17 protein-coding genes are annotated in these 20,152 nt (G+C 72.0%); 15 read left to right on the top strand and 2 right to left on the bottom strand.

What is annotated here, in order from left to right; translation table 11 throughout:
• Window positions 1-22 precede the first annotated feature (22 nt).
• The 11 genes from folP (at window position 23) to VFV67_RS14385 (ending at window position 8,905) form a co-directional block, all read left to right on the top strand.
• The gene (gene folP / locus VFV67_RS14435) at window positions 23-826 is read left to right on the top strand and encodes a dihydropteroate synthase (RefSeq protein WP_326470382.1); all 804 of its coding nucleotides are present in this window, start codon (window positions 23-25) and stop codon (window positions 824-826) included.
• A complete protein-coding gene (folB, locus tag VFV67_RS14430) occupies window positions 823-1,197 on the top strand; it encodes a dihydroneopterin aldolase (RefSeq protein WP_326470349.1) in 375 nt (124 codons plus the stop codon). Before folP ends, folB begins: the two co-directional genes overlap by 4 nt.
• Window positions 1,194-1,679: a 2-amino-4-hydroxy-6-hydroxymethyldihydropteridine diphosphokinase gene (gene folK / locus VFV67_RS14425; RefSeq protein ID WP_326470347.1), complete on the top strand. Its 486-nt coding sequence runs from the start codon at window positions 1,194-1,196 to the stop codon at window positions 1,677-1,679. The genes folB and folK overlap by 4 nt, the downstream gene beginning before the upstream one ends.
• A 400-nt stretch (window positions 1,680-2,079) precedes the next feature.
• Window positions 2,080-2,427 (top strand): hypothetical protein, encoded by a 348-nt coding sequence (locus VFV67_RS14420; protein WP_326470345.1) that lies wholly within the window; start codon window positions 2,080-2,082, stop codon window positions 2,425-2,427.
• Window positions 2,428-2,583: 156 nt separating this feature from the next.
• The gene (locus VFV67_RS14415) at window positions 2,584-3,063 is read left to right on the top strand and encodes a DUF3180 domain-containing protein (protein WP_326470344.1); all 480 of its coding nucleotides are present in this window, start codon (window positions 2,584-2,586) and stop codon (window positions 3,061-3,063) included.
• Between the two features lie 46 nt (window positions 3,064-3,109).
• Complete coding sequence (locus VFV67_RS14410; RefSeq protein WP_326470343.1) at window positions 3,110-4,417, top strand: DUF6779 domain-containing protein; 1,308 nt, start codon at window positions 3,110-3,112, stop codon at window positions 4,415-4,417.
• A gap of 189 nt (window positions 4,418-4,606) precedes the next feature.
• The gene (locus VFV67_RS14405; RefSeq protein ID WP_326470381.1) at window positions 4,607-5,734 is read left to right on the top strand and encodes a PrsW family intramembrane metalloprotease; all 1,128 of its coding nucleotides are present in this window, start codon (window positions 4,607-4,609) and stop codon (window positions 5,732-5,734) included.
• A gap of 123 nt (window positions 5,735-5,857) precedes the next feature.
• On the top strand, window positions 5,858-6,754 hold the full coding sequence (locus VFV67_RS14400; RefSeq protein WP_326470342.1) for a Rossmann-like and DUF2520 domain-containing protein: 897 nt from the start codon (window positions 5,858-5,860) through the stop codon (window positions 6,752-6,754).
• Window positions 6,751-7,626, top strand: a complete 876-nt coding sequence (panC, locus tag VFV67_RS14395; RefSeq protein WP_326470341.1) for a pantoate--beta-alanine ligase — start codon at window positions 6,751-6,753, stop codon at window positions 7,624-7,626. Before VFV67_RS14400 ends, panC begins: the two co-directional genes overlap by 4 nt.
• Window positions 7,627-7,636: 10 nt before the next feature.
• Window positions 7,637-8,110: an aspartate 1-decarboxylase gene (gene panD, locus VFV67_RS14390; protein ID WP_326470340.1), complete on the top strand. Its 474-nt coding sequence runs from the start codon at window positions 7,637-7,639 to the stop codon at window positions 8,108-8,110.
• Between the two features lie 6 nt (window positions 8,111-8,116).
• A complete protein-coding gene (locus VFV67_RS14385) occupies window positions 8,117-8,905 on the top strand; it encodes a type III pantothenate kinase (protein WP_326470337.1) in 789 nt (262 codons plus the stop codon).
• A gap of 122 nt (window positions 8,906-9,027) precedes the next feature.
• Here the strand turns inward: VFV67_RS14385 and VFV67_RS14380 are convergent, their stop codons facing one another.
• Window positions 9,028-9,810 carry a class I SAM-dependent methyltransferase gene (locus VFV67_RS14380; RefSeq protein ID WP_326470336.1) on the bottom strand — a complete coding sequence of 261 codons (783 nt, stop codon included), beginning with the start codon at window positions 9,808-9,810 and terminating at the stop codon, window positions 9,028-9,030.
• 64 nt (window positions 9,811-9,874) lie between these two features.
• On the opposite strand from VFV67_RS14380, the gene lysS reads away from it, so the two are divergent.
• Together lysS and VFV67_RS14370 are read left to right on the top strand one after the other, a co-directional pair.
• Entirely contained in the window at window positions 9,875-11,380 is a 1,506-nt protein-coding gene (lysS, locus tag VFV67_RS14375; protein ID WP_326470334.1) for a lysine--tRNA ligase, read from the top strand.
• A gap of 125 nt (window positions 11,381-11,505) precedes the next feature.
• A complete protein-coding gene (locus tag VFV67_RS14370) occupies window positions 11,506-11,850 on the top strand; it encodes an Lsr2 family protein (RefSeq protein WP_326470333.1) in 345 nt (114 codons plus the stop codon).
• A gap of 173 nt (window positions 11,851-12,023) precedes the next feature.
• Here the strand turns inward: VFV67_RS14370 and VFV67_RS14365 are convergent, their stop codons facing one another.
• The gene (locus VFV67_RS14365) at window positions 12,024-12,872 is read right to left on the bottom strand and encodes a (2Fe-2S)-binding protein (protein WP_414636247.1); all 849 of its coding nucleotides are present in this window, start codon (window positions 12,870-12,872) and stop codon (window positions 12,024-12,026) included.
• 316 nt (window positions 12,873-13,188) lie between these two features.
• On the opposite strand from VFV67_RS14365, the gene VFV67_RS14360 reads away from it, so the two are divergent.
• Complete coding sequence (locus VFV67_RS14360) at window positions 13,189-15,747, top strand: ATP-dependent Clp protease ATP-binding subunit (protein ID WP_326470332.1); 2,559 nt, start codon at window positions 13,189-13,191, stop codon at window positions 15,745-15,747.
• A 1,187-nt stretch (window positions 15,748-16,934) separates the two neighbouring features.
• Window positions 16,935-20,096 (top strand): BTAD domain-containing putative transcriptional regulator, encoded by a 3,162-nt coding sequence (locus VFV67_RS14355; protein WP_326470331.1) that lies wholly within the window; start codon window positions 16,935-16,937, stop codon window positions 20,094-20,096.
• Window positions 20,097-20,152 lie beyond the last annotated feature (56 nt).

The raw sequence follows: 20,152 nt of genomic DNA, 5'->3' as shown, positions 1-20,152 counted from the left end.
CAACCCGGGGCGCTGCGCGGTGATGGGCGTGGTGAACGTCACACCGGACTCGTTCTCGGACGGCGGCCGCTACCTGGACCGGGACGACGCGGTGGCGCACGGCCTGGCGATGTGGCGCCGGGGGGCCGACCTGATCGACGTCGGCGGCGAGTCCACCCGGCCGGGAGCGTCCAGAGTGGACGCCGAGACCGAGATCGCCCGCGTGGTGCCGGTGATCTCGGCGTTGGCCACGGCGGGCGCGCTGGTCAGCGTGGACACCACCCGCGCCCAAGTGGCCGACGCGGCGCTGGCCGCCGGTGCGGGCGTGATCAACGACGTGTCCGGCGGGCTGGCCGACCCGGACATGGTCTCGGTGGCGGCGGGGTCCGGCGTGCCATGGATCCTGATGCACTGGCGCGGGCACAGCCGCGACATGGACACGCTGGCCCGGTACACCGACGTGGTCGCCGAGGTGCGCGAGGAGCTGTGCCGGCGGGTGGACGCGGCGCTGGCCGGCGGGGTCGACCCGACCGCGATCGTGGTCGATCCCGGGCTGGGCTTCGCGAAGCACGCCGAGCACAACTGGGCCCTGCTGCGCCGGCTGGATGTGTTGCTGGGGTTGGGTTTCCCGGTGCTGATCGGCGCGTCCCGCAAGCGGTTCCTCGGTGCCCTGCTCGCCGGTCCGGACGGTGTCCCGCGGCCGGCGGACGGCCGGGAGGAGGCCAGCGTCGCGGTGGCCGCCCTGGTCGCCGCGGCCGGCGTGTGGGGGGTGCGGGTGCACGACGTGGACCGGACGCTGGACGCGGTCGCGGTGGCCGCGGCGGTGCGGGCGGAGGCGAGTCGATGACCGACCGGATCGTGCTGACCGGGCTGCGGGTGCGCGCCAACCACGGGGTGTTCGAGCACGAACGCCGCGACGGTCAGGACTTCTTCGTGGACGTGACCGCGTGGCTGGATCTGCACACGGCGGCGCGCACCGATGATCTTGCCGACACCCTCGACTACGGCGCGCTCGCCGTGCGGGTCGCGGAGATCGTCGGCGGCCCGCCGCGAAACCTGATCGAGGCGGTGGCCACCTCGGTCGCCGAGGAACTGATGGCCGACGAGCGCATGCATGCCGTCGAGGTGACCATTCACAAACCCACCGCCCCGATCCCGCTCACCTTCGCCGACGTCGCCGTCACCGTTCGCCGCTCCCGCCGAGGCGGCCGCCGTTGACCCGGGCGGTCCTGTCCATCGGCTCCAACCTGGGCGACCGGCTGGCCAACCTCCGCATCGCCACCGCCGGCCTGGCCCCCAACCTGGTGGCCGCCTCCAGCGTCTACGAGACCGCGCCCTGGGGCGTCACCGACCAACCCGACTTCCTCAACGCCGTGCTCCTGGTCGACGACCCCGAGGCCGACGCCTGGGCCTGGCTGCACCGCGCCCAGGACCTCGAACGCCGCGCCGGCCGGGTCCGCACCCAGCACTGGGGCCCGCGCACGCTCGACGTGGACATCGTCACCGTCGACGGCGTCACCAGCGACCATCCCGACCTGCTGCTCCCCCACCCCGGCACCCCCCACCGCGCCACCGTTCTCCTTCCCTGGCTGGAAATCGACCCCACCGCCACCCTCCCCGGCCACGGCCCCCTGCGCGACCTCCTCGCCACCCTCGACACCACCGGCATCCACCGCTGCGACGACCTCACCCTGCACTGACGGGCGTCCTCATCCGATCAGGTGGTCGATTCGAGCCGCGCGGAGTGGCGAATGGGCGACAAAGCCGTGCCCCGGGCAGCATGCAGAAAAGCAGAGGCTGACACGGGGCGTACAAATCGCAGGTTACCACCCGAGAAGGGCACGGGCTCGATGAGAGAAAACCCGAACCAGCAGGTCCATGCCCTGTTGCGGGACTTTTCGCCGGGCCGGATGGAGCCTTACCTCAACGCGCGTCGCGTTCCGGCTGTACGCCTGGAACGTCGCGGTGTCGGCAGCGTTCGCTGGTCCACTGCATTGCCTGGAGGTCGTCCTTCGGAACGCCGTGCACCGTGCGCTGACCGCATGCTTCGGTCGGGAGGACTGGTGGGCCCGTCGCGGTCTGACCCTCCACTCGATTGCCATGCAGAGCATCGCCGAAGCCACCGCGAAGATCGACCGGAGGCGGAAGGAGGTGACGGCCGATCGGGTCGTCGCCGAACTCAACCTCGGCTTCTGGGTCGCGCTGCTCGGCCGAGGTCTCAACTATGAGACCCGGCTCTGGCGGCCGGCGCTGCGCCTGGCGTTTCCGCGGTACACCGGCGGACGGGCGGCGCTACACGAGGAGTTGGAGACGGTCCGGCTGTTGCGGAACCGCATCTCTCATCTCGAACCCATTCACCGCCGGCATCATCTTGCCGACTACGACAAGATTCTGCGCATCGTCGGCTACATCTCCCCGGAGGCCGTGGCGTTTCATCAGGGGCCATGACCGGGTGCGGGAGGTGTTGGCGCGGCGCTCCGGGGTGTTCGCCGGTTCGGTCGATCCCCGGTTCTGAGCGGCCCGGCCAGGTACACAGTGGACAGACACGGTGTGATCGAGCGCGGCTGTCGGGGTGATCGGGGTTGGGTGGGTACCGTGGGCGGCATGCATTTCACCAGGGCGCGGGATCTGGCCGGGGTGGGGCTGGTGGCCGCGGTGGTGGTGTATCTGGTGGTGCGGCTGGCGTATGGGGAACTGCCGAAGTTTCCGGCGTTGGGCGGGGTGCCGCTGCTGGTGTTGGGGGTGGTCGAGGCGGCGTTGGGATCCTCCTTGCGCAACCGGATCCGGAACCCGGGGGACGGGCGGCCGGTGCAGCCGCTGACCGCGGCGCGGGCGGTGGCGCTGGCGAAGGCGTCGTCGGTGCTCGGGGCGATCATGCTGGGCGCGTGGCTGGCGGTGCTCGGGTATGTGGCGCCGCGGCAGGACGAGTTGGCGGCGGCGGCCGACGATCTGCCGGGAGCGGTGGTGGGAGTGCTGTGCGCGGCCGTGCTGATCGCCGCCGCGCTGTGGCTGGAGTACTGCTGCCGGACCCCACACGACCAGGATGATCAGCGTTCGAATACGCAACCCGGTCCAGCGGGTTGAGATTGTCCGGCATCCACGTTATTAACGGACAGGTATGGTACGGCGCATGCCAGCCTCGGACTTCGAGCCGGCGACCCGCTCTCAGGCGGGCCGCCTGATTCTTGCTGGCGGGCTGGTTCTTGCCGTCGGCGCCGCCGCGGTCCTCGTGCTCAGCGACGACCAGCGCTGGCTGCGGTTCGGCGTGATCGCGGCACTGTGGGCGGCGCTGATCGGCGCGTTCCTCGCGGCCAGGTACCGCGGCCGGGCCGGCGAACGCGACGACCGGGCGGCCGACCTGCAGGCCATGTACGAGCTCGAGCTGGAGCGGGAGATCGCCGCCCGCCGGGAGTACGAGGCCCGGCTCGAGGTGGAGATCCGCACTCAGGTCGAGGACCAGGCGCGGCAGGACGTGGCGGCGTTACGCGACGAGTTACGCACGCTCCGGCAGACGTTGGAGAACCTGCTCGGCGGCGAGGTACTGGTCGAGCGATATGCGTTACAGGCGCGGGCCACCCGGATGCGCGCTCTGCCCGAGGAGATGCAGCAGCGGCCGCTCAAGCGACTCGCCGCCGGCGGCGGCGCCGGGCCGCGGCCGGGTGACCCGATGACCGAGGTGTTCGACTCCGTACGGTCGACTTCCCGCCCGGTCCAACCGGTTCCCCGCCAGGATCCGCCGCCGCTGCGGGTAGTCGACCCGGCTCCGGCGGCCAGGCCGCCCCAGCCGCAGCGCCCCACCGGCCCGGACCGGATCGACCCCGGCTGGACGCCGTCCTGGGAGCAGCGCGACCCGCGGTCCCGCCCGCCGCAGACCAGCGGCGGTTATCCCCGGGCCCAGGCCAGCGGTTCCTTCCCGCCCGCCCAACGCAGCAGCGGCGGCTTCCCCCCGGCCCAAGCGAGCGGAGCGTTCCCGCCGGCGCAGGCGAGCGGAGCGTTCCCGCCGGCGCAGGCCAGTGGCGCCTTCCCGCCCGCCCAGCGCAGCGGCGCCTTCCCGCCCGCGCAAAGCAGCGGAGCCGCGTTCCCACCGGCCCAGCGCCACCCGCAGCAGCCGCCGGGCTACCCGAACCCGCAGAGCAGCAGCGGCGGGTTTGCCCCGGCCGCACCCACCGGTCGCCGGCACCGGCCGGACAACCCGGAGCCCGAGCCGCAGCGCCGCCGCCACGCCCGGCCCGAGGACCCCGAACCCGGTGGCCGCAGGCGTCGCGCAGAGGGCGTGCCGGCCTGGCAGGAGGTCGCCGCCTGGAAGCCGGAGGCCGCCCCCGGCAACCGCACCAGGAACGAGCGGACCGGCTCGCACACCAGCGGCTCGCACTCCGTTGCCGACCTGCTTGCCAGCCAGAGCGAGCCGCCGCGGCGGCGCCGCCGGCGCGAGGACTGAGCCCGAACCGGACCACCCGACGTGAACACCAGCGGCGCGGACCGCGGATCCCCGCAACGCGGCCCAACCCCCCGGCGACGCGGCCACACCCCCCGGGAACGCGGCCACACCCCTCGGGAACGCGGCCACACCCCCCGGGAACGCGGCCACACCCCCCGGGAACGTGGCCACACCCCCCGCCGGCTGACGGTGCTCTTCCCGGTGGCCGGCCTGCTGCTGCTCGCCGCCTGCGGGCTGATCCTGCTCGCCCTGTCCACCGCGCGGGTCGGACTGGTCGCCGAGTTGGTCGGGGTGGCCGCGGCACTGCTGCCGGTCGGACCGGTGGTGGCCGCGTTCCTCTGGGTGGACCGGTGGGAGCCGGAGCCGGCCCGGCTGCTGTGGCTCGCGTTCGGCTGGGGTGCCTGCGTCGCCACGATCACCGCGCTGCTGATCAACAACACCGCCGAGGCGGTCGGCGACCTGCTGCTCGGTTCGGGCAAGGGCGACCGGATCAGCGCCGTGGTGTCCGCGCCGCTGTTCGAGGAGGCGGCCAAGGGCGCGTTCGTGCTGGCGATCATGCTGCGGTTGCACCAGGAGTTCGACGGGGTGATCGACGGCATCGTCTACGCCGGGTTCGTGGCCGCCGGGTTCGCGTTCACCGAGAACATCTACTACTTCGGCCGGGCGTTCGCCGAGCACGGCTTCGGCGACACCACCACGTCCGGCGTGATCACCGCGTTCATCCTGCGCGGGGTGCTCTCCCCGTTCACCCATCCGCTGTTCACCTGCATGATCGGGGTGGGCGTGGGGATCGCGGCGCGCACGTCGAAGCCCCAGCTGCGGGTGGTCGCCCCGGTGGCCGGCTACCTGGCCGCGGTGGTGCTGCACGCGCTGTGGAACGGCGCCGCGACGCTGGGCGGCGGGACCGCGTTCCTCAACGTGTACTTCCTGGTCATGGTCCCGATCTTCATCGCGGCCGTGCTGTTCGTGAACTGGCATCGCAAGCGCGAGCAGCAGATCGTCGCCGCGGCGCTGCCGGCGATGGCCACCCAGCGCCTGATCGCGCCCGGCGAGGCCCGCTGGCTGGCCAGCCTGACCGCGCGGCGGTCCTGGCGCTCGGCGACCCGCAGGCGGTCCGGCCGGGCCGCAGCGGGCGCCGTCGCCGGCTACCAGGCCGCGGTGAGCGAGCTGGCCTTTCTGTGGCATGCCAAGGAGTTGGGCCTGGCCGGACCGGACGGCGCGCAGCGGGAGGCGGTCCTGGCCACGGTGCTGGTCGCGCGCCGTCAGGAGGCGGTCCGGTTGGCCGGGCTGGAACCGTCGGCTCACCGGGACCGGTGAAAGCCGTCACGGGAGCTGCGTGTGGACCCGGCGCGGCGGCTACTCTCGGCGCCGTCGTCTGGTACCCACGACAAACGGGACTGGAACGAGTGAGGAGCCACTGCGGATGAACGCGACGACGCGATGAGCCGTCCGGCGCGGTTGGCGGTCGGGGTGGTCTCCGCCGGCCGGGTGGGGGCGGTGCTCGGGGCCGCGCTGGCCAGGGCCGGACACACCGTGGTAGCCGCGTCCGGGGTGTCCCGGCAGTCGGTGCGGCGGGCCGAGGAGCTGTTGCCCGGGGTTGCGCTGCTGCCCCCGGACCAGGTGGCCGGGGGCGCCGACCTGGTGCTGCTGGCGCTGCCCGACGACGCGCTGGCCGGGACGGTGCGCGGGCTGGTGGCCACCGGGTCGGTGCGGTCCGGCCAGATCGTGGTGCACACCTCCGGCGCGTACGGCGTTGAGGTGCTCGATCCGGTCGCCGAGATCGGCGCGCTGCCGCTGGCGCTGCACCCGGTGATGACCTTCACCGGCCGGGCCGAGGATCTGCACCGGATCTCCGCCTGCAGCTTCGGGGTCACCGCCACCGAGGGCGACGAGGCGGCCTGGAGCGTCGGGGAGGCGCTGGTGGTGGAGATGGGCGCCGAGCCGGTGCGCATCCCGCCCGCGGCCCGTCCGCTGTATCACACGGCGCTGGTGCACGGCGCCAACCACCTGATCACGCTGGTCGGCGAGAGCGCGGAGCTGCTGCGGGACTCCGGCGTCGGCGAGCCGGAGCGGCTGCTCGGTCCGCTGCTGTCGGCCGCGCTGGACAACGCGCTGCGACATGGCGACCGGGCCCTGACCGGTCCGGTGGCCAGGGGCGACGCCGGCACGGTCCGCGCGCACCTCGCGGTGCTGACCAAACACGCCCCACAGATGCTGCCGGCCTACCGCGCGCTGGCCACCCGCACCGCCCGCCGGGCCCAGGACGCCGGCCTACTGCGCGCCGACCTGGCCCCGGACGTGATCGCGGCGATCGAGAGCGGCGAGGAGAAACAATGACCGCCCAGTTCACCCGGGGCCAGCTGCACGTGCACAGCGAACCCGACGAGGTGGCCAAGCTGACCCGCGCGCTGCGGTCGGTGGGCCGCAAGGTGGCGCTGGTGCCGACGATGGGCGCGCTGCACGCCGGCCACCGGGAGCTGCTGCGCCGGGCCGCGCGGATCCAGAACACCGTGCTGGTCGCGTCGATCTTCGTCAACCCGTTGCAGTTCGGCGCGGGCGAGGACTTCGACCGCTACCCGCGCCCGCTCGAGGCCGACCTCGAGATGTGCGCGAAGGAGCGGGTCGAGGTGGTGTTCACGCCGGAGCGGTCGGCCATGTACTCGCCGGACGCGCAGGTGACCGTCGACCCTGGACCGCTCGGTGCGCAGCTCGAGGGCGCCGCCCGGCCCGGGCATTTCGTCGGGGTGCTCACCGTGGTGGCCAAGCTACTCGGCATCGTGCGGCCGGACTTCGCGTTCTTCGGCGAGAAGGACTACCAGCAGCTGGTGCTGATCCGGCGGATGGTGCGCGACCTCAACCTGGACACCCGGGTGATCGGCGTGCCGATCGTGCGCGAGCCGGACGGCCTGGCGCTGTCCTCCCGCAACGTCTATCTGGATCCGGAGCAGCGCCGGTCGGCCGCCGTGCTGTCCGCGGCGCTCGCCGCCGGCGCGCACGCGGGTGCGCACGGCCCGGCCGCCGTGCTGGCCGCGGCCGGCGCGGTGCTGGCCGGCGAATCCGGGGCGGACGTGGACTATCTCGAGCTGCGCGACCCGGTGCTGGGCCCGGCGCCGGAACACGGTGAGGCGAGACTCCTGGTGGCCGCGAGGGTCGGCACCACCCGGCTGATCGACAATGTTCCGGTGCTGCTGGGCAACCAGCCCGCCTAGGAGGGTCGTCATGCTCCGCACGATGCTCAAGTCCAAGATCCACCGGGCCACGGTCACCCGCGCCGACCTGCACTACGTCGGCTCGCTCACGGTCGATGCGGACCTGCTGGACGCGGCGGACCTGCTGCCCGGCGAGCAGGTGTCGGTGGTCGACGTGACCAACGGGGCCCGGCTGGAGACCTACGTGATCCCGGGCGAGCGGGGCAGCGGGGTGCTCGGCATCAACGGCGCGGCCGCGCATCTGGTGCACCCCGGCGACCTGGTGATCGTGATCTCCTACGGGCTGATGGACTCGGCCGAGGCCGCCGCGCACCGGCCGCGGGTGGTGTTCGTGGACGCCGGCAACCAGGTGGTGACCACCGGCGCCGACCCGGGGCACGCCCCGGCGGGCTCCGGCCTGAAGAGCGAGCCGGCCGCGGGACGCCCGGCGGCCGAGACGGCCGACGCGGCCCGGTTGGACGCGTTGCTGTCCACCGAGAGCTGAGCCCGCGTGCTGCTGACCATCGATGTCGGGAACACCAACGTCGCGCTCGGCCTGTACTCCGGCCAGGGCGACGAAGCGACGCTCGAGCACGACTGGCGGATGCGCACCGACGCCCGGATCACCGCCGACGAGCTGGCCCTGACCATGCGCGGCCTGCTCGGCCCGCAGGCCGACGCGGTCACCGGGGTGGCCGCGCTGTCCACCGTGCCGGCCGTGCTGCGCGAGCTGCGGGTGATGCTCGGCCGGTACTACGACGCGGTGCCACGGGTGATCGTCGAGCCGGGCGTGCGCACCGGGGTGCCGCTGCTGGTGGACAACCCGAGGGAGGTCGGCGCCGACCGCGTGATCAACACGTTGGCCGCGCACCACCTGTACGCCACCGCGTGCGTGGTGGTCGACTTCGGCACCTCCACCAACATCGACGTGATCTCGGCAAAGGGGGAGTTCCTCGGCGGGGTGTTCGCACCGGGCATCGAGATCTCGGTGGACGCGCTGGCCGCCCGCGCCGCCGCACTGCGCAAGGTGGAGCTGGTCCGGCCGCGCTCGGTGATCGGCAAGAACACCGTGGAGTGCCTGCAGTCCGGCATCATGTACGGCTTCGCCGGGCAGGTGGACGGCCTGGTCCGGCGAATCACCGACGAGCTGGCCCGGACCGGGCACGCCGGTCCGGTGACCGTGATCGCCACCGGTGGGCTGGCCCCCCTGGTGATCGACGAGTCGCAGACCATCGCGCACCACCGGCCGGACCTGACCCTGCTCGGGCTGCGGCTGGTCTTCGAGCGCAACACCCGCTAGCGGGCCCGGTGGATCACCGAGACAGCCTCGGCCCACCCAACGCAACCTCAGGGGCACCGTGACGCAACCCGGCCACAATCAACCCGCCAACCGCACCATCGGCTGGAACGCAACAACAGCAGTTAATCCCGGAGAGGCGGAACAGTCCGCCGGGCGCGCTGCACCACGGTGCGCAGCGGCAGGTCGAACTCGCCGCCGGCGATCTCCGGGCGGGACTCCAGGAAGGCCTGGATCCGGGCCAGGATCGCCGCCCGCTGCGCCGCCGGGATCATCGCGGTGTGCGAGTAGGTGGCGATGGTCGCGGTCAGCGACTCGGCGGTGCGCCGCTGGACGTGCGCGAACTGGGCCACCTCGAACGGCTCGAGCCCCGCGGAGGCCGGCATCCCCGACTCGTACGGCCACGGGTCACCGTGCGTCTCCGCGCGCACCCGGGCCAGCTCGGCGACCCATTCGACCCGGCGGTCCTCGTCGTTCCACAGCCCGGCCACCACGCCGCCGGGCCGCAGCACCCGGGCGCACTCGGGGAACGCCCGGTCCAGGTCGAACCAGTGGAACGCCTGCCCGGCCAGCACCGCGTCCACCGACGCGTCCGGCAGCGGGATCCCCTCGGCCGTGCCGTCCAGCGCCGGCACGTCGGGGTGCTGCCGGGCGAACTCGGCGCGCATGCCGGGATCGGGCTCGACCGCGGTCACCGCAAGGCCGAGGGCGAGCAGGCCGTCGGTGAGCTTCCCGGTGCCGGCGGCGAGGTCGAGCACCTGCCGCACGGGACGAGCCGCGCCGGCCAGCGCCCACCGGATCGCCTCGGCCGGATAGTCGGGCCGGTGCTGCGCGTAGGCGGCGGCGTTGGGGCCGAACGTGGCCAGCCGGGCGGCGATTGTCGGGTCGGCTGTCGGGTCTTCCGCCATGCCCCGAACCTAGCCGGTCAATACCCGTTGGCCTGGCCTTCTGCGCTCTCCGTAGGCTTGAATCATGACCGAAGAGCTCCCCCAGCCCGCGCCCGACGATCTTCCCGAGCAGATGCGGATTCGTCGGGACAAGCGGGACCGGCTGCTGGCCGCGGGGGTCGAGCCCTATCCGGTCGAGCTGCCGAGGACGCACACCCTGGCCGAGGTTCGGGCCGCCCATCCGGGGCTGCCGGCGGACACGTTCACCGGCGCGGTGGTCGGGGTCGCGGGGCGGGTGATGTTCCTTCGCAACACCGGCAAGCTGTGCTTCGCGACGCTGCGCGAGGGCGACGGAACGGAACTCCAGGCGATGCTCAGTCTGGACCGGGTGGGTGCGGACGCCCTTTCCGAGTGGAAGTCGGTCGTCGATCTGGGCGACCACGTATTCATCCGGGGCGAGGTCATCACGTCCAAGCGTGGCGAGTTGTCGGTTCTTGCCACCGATTGGCAATTGGCGGCGAAGGCATTGCGTCCGCTACCGGTCGCGCACAAGGAGCTTGGTGAGGAAACGCGCATTCGGCAGCGCTACGTCGATCTCATCATGCGACCGCGCGCGCGTGAGGTGGCGCGGATGCGGGCCGCGGTTGTCCGTTCGTTGCGGGAAAGTTTTCACCGCCGGGGTTTCCTCGAGGTGGAGACTCCGATGTTGCAGACGATGCATGGCGGTGCTACCGCTCGTCCGTTCGTCACCAAGTCCAACGCCCTCGACATGGACCTCTACCTGCGCATTGCACCGGAGCTGTTCCTCAAGCGATGTGTGGTCGGTGGTATCGAGAAGGTCTTCGAGATCAACCGGAACTTCCGCAACGAAGGCATGGATTCTTCACATTCGCCCGAGTTCGCGATGCTGGAGTACTACGCCGCCTACGAGACCTACGACAGCATGGCCGTGCTCACCCGCGAGTTGGTGCAGGAAGCCGCGCAGGCGGTATTCGGTGGCCAGCAGGTCACCTTGGCGGACGGATCCCCTTACGACCTTTCGGGGGAATGGGGTTCTCTCACGATGTACGGATCGCTGTCCGAGGCACTTGGCGATGAGATCACGCCGGACACTTCCGTCCAGATGTTGGCCAAGCACGCACGGGCGCACGGCATCGAGCCGGACCCGAAGCACCTGGGTCACGGAAAGCTCGTCGAGGAGCTGTGGGAGCACTTGGTGGGCCGGCACCTGGGGGTGCCGACATTCGTCCGGGATTTCCCGGTCGAGACCGCGCCGCTGACCCGACAGCACCGCAGCGTGCCTGGGGTGGCCGAAAAGTGGGACCTCTACGTTCGGGGTTTCGAGCTGGCCACGGGTTACTCCGAGCTGGTGGATCCCGTTGAGGAGCGGACCCGGTTGGAGCAGCAGGCGAAGTTGGCCTCGGCCGGGGACGACGAGGCCATGCGTCTTGATGAGGACTTTCTGCGCGCACTGGAGTACGGAATGCCGCCGAGCGGCGGTGTCGGAATGGGCATCGATCGGTTGCTGATGGCGCTCACCGGTCTCGGCATCCGGGAGACGATCCTGTTCCCGCTGGTGCGACCGGAATGATCCGGCCCGATCTCGTCGGATCTCAACAATAGGACGTCGATTTGCGCTAACCTGGCCCGGAGGAGTATTTATATTGGGGGCCGGGCCCGGCCACAATCCCCGTGTGCTTACCCAGGAGGATCCGCATGGCGCAGAAGGTGACGGTCACACTGGTCGACGACTTGGACGGTTCCGAGGCGGAGGAGACCGTCGAGTTCGGTTTGGATGGGGCGTCGTACCAGATCGACTTGTCCGAGGACAATGCTGAACGGCTACGCGACGCTCTGGCCGAGTATGTGGAGCACGCCCGCCGTTCCGGTGGCCGTAAACGTGGCCTCAGCCGGCCGGCCGGGCGCCCGCCCCGTACCGCTTCGGCGGACCGCGAGCAGAACCAGGCAATTCGGCAGTGGGCGCGTAAGCAGGGTATGAAGGTGTCCGACCGCGGGCGAATCCCGTCCGACGTTATCGACGCGTACAACTCGCAGGCCTGATACGTCGGTCCCGTTGAGGGGGCCTGCCGGTGGGGTGACCGGCATGCCCCTTGGCCGCCCGGGGGATTCGCTAGGCGTGGAAATACTGGGGCAAACACCGATCGGCGACGGCAATCTCGCCGGTTTGGGGCACCGCGGAATGGACGACCGCACGGCGATCCGCCGGGTATCGGTCAGCAGGGCGACTCGCGGGGGGACAGCCGGGGGCAGGACGCGCACACGCCCTGGCCCGACTCGAGCAGGTAATGGAAGCAGCAGCTTTCCCGGCGGCGGGTCCAGTGCGGATGGCCGTCCGGGTCCAGCTTCGGCCGCACGGTCGACGTCGAGGTGAGCGGCGCCACCTGGCCGTCGAGCACCAGTGTGGCGTCCAGCACCCCGGCGCCCTCGTCGCCGCCGTAGCGCCCGGCGTACCACAGGGAGGTGTCCAGCGCGTCGGTCGCCGTCGCCCACAGCGTGTGCCGGCCGAACCGCACGGTCGGCTCGAACGCCGTCACGAACCGGGTGGCGTGCGCCACGTACCGGCCGCGCAGCAGTGCGGCCAGCGCGTGCTCGTCGGGTACCACGGTGGCGTGCGGGGTGCCGGCCGCCGGATCGTCCGGCAGGCAGGCGAACGCCGGGCTGCGCACCGCGATGGCCGCCGGGTGCGGCCGCGGGTCGGCCATCCGGAACGCCAGGTCGGCCGGGCGCAGCGAGGGCACCCGGCGCTCATGGTGGAACAGCAGCGCGGCCAGGTAGGCCGGCACGAACATGTACCAGTACATGACGTAGCCGGCGGTGGTCCGCTCCGGCGCGTCGCCGTACCGGTCGGTCAGCCACCGGGCCAGCTCGGCGCGCCACCGGTCGAAGCCGGCCGGGTCGTCGAGCAGGCGTTGGCAGCCATGCCAGCCGGTCTCGCCGGCCGGCACGCCCAGCCGCAGCCGGGCACGCCGCTGCAGCGTGCTGACTCTGGCCAGCGAATCCTCCAGGTACCGCGGTCGCTCGCGGCGTCCGGCACCCGGCACCGGCGCGTATCCCGCGGTCACCCGTTCTCCTATCCGGTGAGGTATGCCTTACCTTACCGGACCCACTCGGGTGCTCGCTCGGCGCTCAAGCAGGAGTCCAGCCGAACGTCCTGTTCGCGGGGAGCGGAAATATCCACAATTGCGGAATCCGCCCAGGCCCTCGCACGTTGGGCAGGGTGACGACGAGTTCATGGCGTCGAGGAAAGAATGCGGACCGCTTGGTCGTCGCTAAGTCGTACTGAGCGCGACGGGCCAGGCGACTACAGTGGTCCTACGGTGCTGAATCCACCCGGTGGAGGTGGTAGAGGGCCGCCGGCGCAGCAGTCAGGGAGTGCACATGTTTGAGAGGTTCACCGACCGCGCGAGGCGGGTGGTCGTCCTGGCCCAGGAAGAGGCCAGGATGCTCAACCACAACTACATCGGCACCGAGCACATCCTCCTGGGTCTGATCCACGAGGGTGAGGGTGTCGCCGCCAAGGCGCTCGAGTCGCTGGGGATCGCTTTGGAAGGCGTGCGTCAGCAGGTCGAGGAGATCATCGGCCAGGGCCAGCACGCGCCGAGCGGTCACATTCCGTTCACCCCTCGGGCCAAGAAGGTCCTCGAGCTGTCCCTGCGCGAGGCGCTGCAGCTCGGCCACAACTACATCGGCACCGAGCACATCCTGCTCGGCCTGATCCGCGAGGGCGAGGGTGTCGCCGCGCAGGTGCTGGTCAAGCTGGGGGCCGACCTCAACCGGGTGCGTCAGCAGGTGCTCCAGCTGCTCTCCGGCTACCAGCACGGCAAGGAGTCGGCGGAGACCGGTGGCCGGGGGGAGGGCACCCCGTCCTCGTCGCTGGTGCTCGACCAGTTCGGCCGCAACCTCACCGCGAGCGCCCGCGAGGGCAAGCTCGACCCGGTGATCGGCCGGTCCAAGGAGATCGAGCGGGTCATGCAGGTGCTGTCCCGGCGCACCAAGAACAACCCGGTGCTGATCGGCGAGCCCGGCGTTGGCAAGACCGCGGTGGTCGAGGGCCTGGCCCAGATGGTGGTCAAGAACGAGGTCCCCGAGACGCTCAAGGACAAGCAGCTCTACACGCTGGATCTCGGTTCGCTGGTGGCCGGCTCCCGGTACCGCGGTGACTTCGAGGAGCGCCTGAAGAAGGTGCTCAAGGAGATCCGCACCCGGGGCGACATCATCCTGTTCATCGACGAGATCCACACGCTGGTCGGCGCGGGTGCGGCCGAGGGCGCGATCGACGCGGCCTCGATCCTCAAGCCGATGCTGGCCCGTGGTGAGCTGCAGACGATCGGCGCCACCACGCTGGACGAGTACCGCAAGTACGTGGAGAAGGACCCGGCGCTCGAGCGGCGGTTCCAGCCGATCCAGGTCGGCGAGCCGACCCTTGAGCACACGATCGAGATCCTCAAGGGCCTGCGCGACCGGTACGAGGCGCACCACCGGGTGACGATCACCGACCCGGCGCTGGTGGCCGCGGCCACGCTGGCCGACCGGTACATCAACGACCGGTTCCTGCCGGACAAGGCGATCGACCTGATCGACGAGGCCGGCGCCCGGATGCGGATCCGCCGGATGACCGCGCCGCCGGACCTGCGCGAGTTCGACGAGAAGATCGCCGACGTGCGCCGGGAGAAGGAGTCCGCGATAGACGCGCAGGACTTCGAGCGGGCGGCCAAGCTCCGCGACCAGGAGAAGACGCTGCTCGGGCGCAAGGCCGAGCGGGAGAAGCAGTGGAAGGACGGCGACCTCGACGTCGTCGCGGAGGTCGACGACGAGCAGATCGCCGAGGTGCTGGCGAACTGGACCGGCATCCCGGTGTTCAAGCTCACCGAGGAGGAGACCACCCGGCTGCTCCGCATGGAGGACGAGCTGCACAAGCGGATCATCGGCCAGGTGGACGCGGTCAAGGCCGTGTCCCAGGCGATTCGCCGCACCCGCGCGGGCCTGAAGGACCCGAAGCGTCCGTCCGGCTCGTTCATCTTCGCCGGGCCGTCCGGTGTGGGTAAAACCGAGCTGTCCAAGGCGCTGGCGAACTTCCTGTTCGGCGACGACGACGCGCTGATCCAGATCGACATGGGCGAGTTCCACGACCGGTACACCGCCTCGCGGCTGTTCGGCGCCCCGCCCGGGTATGTCGGCTACGAGGAGGGCGGCCAGCTCACCGAGAAGGTGCGGCGTAAGCCGTTCTCGGTGGTGCTGTTCGACGAGATCGAGAAGGCGCACCAGGAGGTCTACAACACCCTCCTGCAGGTCCTCGAGGACGGCCGGCTGACCGACGGTCAGGGCCGCACGGTGGACTTCAAGAACACCGTGATCATCTTCACCTCGAACCTCGGCACCCAGGACATCTCCAAGGCGGTGAGCCTGGGCTTCACCTCCGGTGGCGGTGAGCAGAGCTACGAGCGGATGAAGGACAAGGTCAACGACGAGCTCAAGAAGCACTTCCGGCCGGAGTTCCTCAACCGGATCGACGACATCATCGTCTTCCACCAGCTCGAGGAGCACGAGATCGTCCAGATGGTCGACCTGATGATCTCCCGGGTCGAGGCCCAGCTGCGGAGCAAGGACATGGCGCTGGAACTCACCTCCGCCGCCAAGAAGCTCCTCGCCAAGCGCGGCTTCGACAAGGTGCTGGGCGCCCGCCCGCTCCGGCGCACCATCCAGCGCGAGATCGAGGACCAGCTCTCCGAGAAGATCCTGTTCGGCGAGCTGATGCCGGGCCAGATCATCATCGTGGACGTCGAAGGCTGGGACGGCGAGGACGGCGGCTGGGACAAGGCCCGCTTCGTCTTCCGCGGCGAACCCAAGCCCTCCAACGTCCCCGACTCCCCCCCGGTCGACCTCGCCGTTTCCCAGGGCCCCATCGACCCCGCCGCCGAATCCGCCGAGTCCGACTAACCACCCAATCAACCCACCCGAAGGCCGCCTCCGCCCCCACGGCGCAGGCGGCCTTCGCCTTCCCCACGAGTCACCGCGTCAGGCACCGAGCCACCAGGCCCAGGCACCCGAGCCACCACGTCCAGGCACCCGAGCCACCACGTCCAGGCACCCGAGTTGCCAGGTCGGGCAGCCGGGCCGCCAGGTCCAGGCGCCCGAGTCGCCGCGTCGGGCAGCCGAGTTGCCGTGTCGGGCAGCCGAAACGCCGCGTCGGGCACCGGCGTCGCCGAGTCGGGCAGGCGAGGTGCTGATCGCGGCGTGAGATGCCGGGTCAGGCAGCCGAGCTGCCGGGTCGGAGCACGCGAGTTGCCGTGTCGGGCACCCGACCCGGCGCGTCCGTCGCCGAGTTGCCGATCGAGCACGTGAGCCGCCGGGTCGGGCAGCCGAGTTGCCGTGTCGGGCACCGGCGTCGCCGGGTCGGTGCACGCGAGTTGCCGGGTCCGGCAGCCGAAACGCCGTCTCGGGCACCCGAATCGCCGGGTCGGTGCACGCGAGTTGCCGTGTCGGGCAGCCGAAACGCCGTCTCGGGCACCCGAATCGTCGGGTCGGTGCACGCGAGTTGCCGTGTCGGGCACCCGACCCGCCGCGTCCGGCAGCCGAGTTGCCGATCGAGGCACGTGAGACGCGGGGTCAGGCAGGCGAGTTGCCAGGTCAGGCAGCCGAGTCGCCGTGTCCGGCAGCCGAGTTGCCGATCGAGGCACGTGAGACGCGGGGTCAGGCAGGCGAGTTGCCAGGTCAGGCAGCCGAGTCGCCGTGTCCGGCAGCCGAGTCGCCAGGTCCGGCAGCCGAGTCGCCGGGTCGAGCACCGGCGTCGTCGGGTCGGGCACCCGACCCGCCGCGTCCGGCAGCCGAGTTGCCGATCGAGGCACCTGAGATGCCGGTTCGGGCAGGCGAGTTGCCGCGTTGGGCAGCTGAGTCGCCGGCTAGGGCGGTTCGAGTCGCCGCTTGGGGGTGTGGGGTCGGGAAGGCGGGTTGGCGGGTTGGGGCTGGTGGGTGGGTGGCTGGCGAGTTGGTGGCGTGTGGTCAGGGTTGGCCGGAGTTTGGTGGGCTGGGTGTGGGTGTGCCGGGGGGTTGGGGGTTTCTGGGAAGCTGGGGGTGTGCGGGTGGGGTTGTTGGGGCCGCTGAAGTTGGCTGCCGAGGATGGGTCGGTGATCGACCTCGGTGGGGCGCGGCTGCGCATGTTGTTGGTGCGGCTGGCGTTGGAGGCGGGGCGGGTGGTGCCGACCGAGGTGTTGATCGATGGGTTGTGGGGGGAAGCGCCGCCCAATGACGCGAATAATGCGCTGCAGTCGTTGGTGTCGCGGTTGCGGCGGGCCTGTCGGGGGGAGCAGGGGGAGCGCGGGGGGCGGAGGGAGAACGGGGGGAACGGGGGGATTGTCGAGTCGCATCCGGCGGGGTATCGGCTGGTGGTGCGGCGGGAGGATGTGGACGTTTACCGGTTCGAGGAGCTGGCGGGGCGGGGCCGGGACGAGCTGAGGGCGGGGCGGCCGGGGGAGGCGGCGGGGACGCTGCGGGCGGCGTTGGAGCTGTGGCGGGGGCCGGCGATGGTGGATGTCGCGGAGGCGGCGTTCGCGGCGGCGGTGGCGGCGCGGCTGGACGAGGTGCGGGCGACTGCGGTCGAGGATCGGATCGAGGCTGACCTGCAGCTGGGGCGGCATCAGGAGGTGCTCCCCGAGCTGCGGACGCGGTTGGCGGAGCAGCCGTTGCGGGAGCGGCTGGCGGGGTTGCTGATCCGGGCGCTCTACCAGGCGGGGCGGCAGGGAGATGCGCTGGCCGTGTACGAGAGCACGCGGCGGGTGTTGGGGGAGGAGCTGGGGGTCGAGCCGTCGGCGGAGCTGCGGGACGTTCAGCTCGCGGTGTTGCGGGGCGAGGACACCGAGCGGGATGGCGGGAAGGGAGGGTGGCTGCCGGCGCGGCTGACCAGCTTCGTGGGGCGGCGGGACGAGTTGGCCGAGCTGGCGCAGCGGCTGCGGGACGGGCGGCTGGTGACGCTGGTCGGGCCGGGTGGCGCCGGGAAGACCAGGCTGTCCACCGAGGTGGCGGCGGCGAGTGGGATGCCGGGATGGTTCGTCGAGCTGGCCCGGGTGACCGACCCGGCCGACCTGACCGGGGCGATGCTGACCGCGCTGAACCTGCGAGAGGTCCGGGTGCTCGAGCCGGGCGCGCACCGGCCGGCCGAGCCGATGGACCGGCTGGTGGAGGCGCTCGGCGCGCAGCGGTGCCTGATCGTGCTGGACAACTGCGAGCATCTGATCGCGGCGGCCGCGGAGGTGGCGGACGCGCTGCTGGCCCGGTGTCCGGCGCTGCACATCCTGGCCACCAGCCGGGAGCCGCTGGCGATCACCGGCGAGGTGGTTTTCCCGGTCGGGCCGCTCGACCTGCCCAAGGCCGCCGCCGACCTGGACGAGGTGCGGGGTACCGACGCCGTCCGGTTGTTCACCGACCGGGCCGCGGCGGCGCACCCCGGGTTCGTGCTCGACGCGCACAACATGGCCGCCGTGGTGGAGATCTGTCACCGGCTCGACGGGCTCCCGCTGGCCCTGGAACTGGCCGCGGCCCGGCTGCGCTCGATGACCGTCGAGCAGATCGCCGCCCGGCTCGACGACCGGTTCCGGCTGCTCACCGCCGGCAGCCGCACCTCCATGCCGCGGCACCGCACGCTGCGCGCGGTGGTCGAGTGGAGCTGGGACCTGCTGGAGAAGCCGGAGCGGATCCTGGCCAGCCGGCTGGCGGTGTTCGCGAGCGGGGCCTCGCTGGAGGCGGCGACCGCGGTCTGCGCCGACGACGACCTGCCCGCCGCCGACGTGCTCTACGTGCTGGCCTCGCTGGTGGAGAAGTCCCTGGTCGACGCGTACGGCAGCGCCGACGGGCCGCGGTACCGGATGCTGGAGACGGTGCGCGCCTACGCCGCCGAGCGGCTCGCCGAGGCGGGCGAGACGGACCGGGTGCACGCCCGGTTCAACCTGTTCTTCCTGGCCCTGGCCGAGGAGGCCGACCCGCACCTGCGCGGCGCCGAGCAACTGCGCTGGATCGCCCGGCTGTCCGGCGAGCAGGACAACCTGCTGGCCGCCATCCGGCACGCCACCGACGCGGGCGACGCCGACACGGCGCTGCGGCTGACCATGGCCTCGGCGTGGTTCTGGGCCATGTCCGGCCGGCAGCAGGAGGCGGTGGCGCTGGTCCATCGGGTGGTCGACCTGCCGGGCCCGGCCCCGGACCATGCCCGGGCGGCGCTGCGGCTGGTGGCCGCCGCGTCCAACCCCCCGCCCGGATCGCCCGGCCTGCTGGACCGGGACCTGCTGGCCCGGGCCCGGACGGAGCTGGCCGAGAGCAACGCGATGCTGCACTTCCCGGTGCTGGCCATGGTGGAGCCGATGCTGGCCGCGTTCACCGGCGACAAGGCGGGCGCCTGGGCGGTGCTGGACCGGGCGGCGCACCACCCCGACCCGTGGGGCCGGGCCGCGGCCGAGCTTGGCCGCGCCTACCTGGCCGAGAACGAGGGCCAGGCGGCCGAGGCCGAGCGGGCCGCGACGGCGGCGCTGGAGGTCTTCCGGGAGCTGGGCGACCGGTGGGGCCAGGCCCTCGCGCTGGGCCAGATCTCCGAGCGCCGGACCCTGCGCGCCGATCACACCGGCGCGATCGCGGCCTACGAGGAGTCGATCAGGCTGGTGTCCCAGCTCGGCTCGCTGGACGACGTGCCGGAGCTGCACGCCCGGCTGGCCGCGCAGCGGGCCAGGGCCGGCGACCTGGACGGGGCCGAGCGGGACCTGGCAGCCGGGCTGGCGCTGGCTCGGCAGCGCGCCTCGCCCGAGTCCGAGTCCATGCTGCTGTGCTCGGTGGCCGGCTTGGCCCGCCGGCGCGGCGACCTCGCCGCGGCACGCGAGCACCTGGCGCGGGCCGCCAGCCTGCTGGCCGGCGTGGAGCGCCCGATCGGCCACTGGCAGGCCTGGTACGAGCTCGCCGCCGTGCCGATCACGATCGCCGCCGGCGATCTGGCGGCCGCCCGGGCGGGATTGCGCCGGGCGCGCGAGGCGCTGGCCGAGCTGATGGACCTGCCGCTGATCGCCACCATCGCGGCGAACGCCGCCGACCTGCTGGTGCACACCGGCGACCCGGCCGGCGCGGCCCGGCTGCTCGGTGCCGCCACCGCGTTACGCGGCACGCCGGACCTGGGCGACCCGGAGCTGACCGAACTGATCGCCACGATCACGGCGGAGATCGGCCCGGACGCCTACACGACGGCGTACGAGCGCGGGCTCGGCCTCGACCGAAGCCACGCGCTCGCCGCCCTAGACGAGGTAATTGGCTAGGCCTGTCCACAGTGGATCAACGCGTGACGTCCTGGCCCGACCAACGCAACCTCAGG

Origin of the sequence: Actinophytocola sp. (assembly GCF_035762905.1) — a bacterium.
In the GTDB taxonomy this organism is placed as follows: domain Bacteria; phylum Actinomycetota; class Actinomycetes; order Mycobacteriales; family Pseudonocardiaceae; genus DASYTH01.
This window is presented reverse-complemented; position numbering and strand designations above follow the sequence as displayed.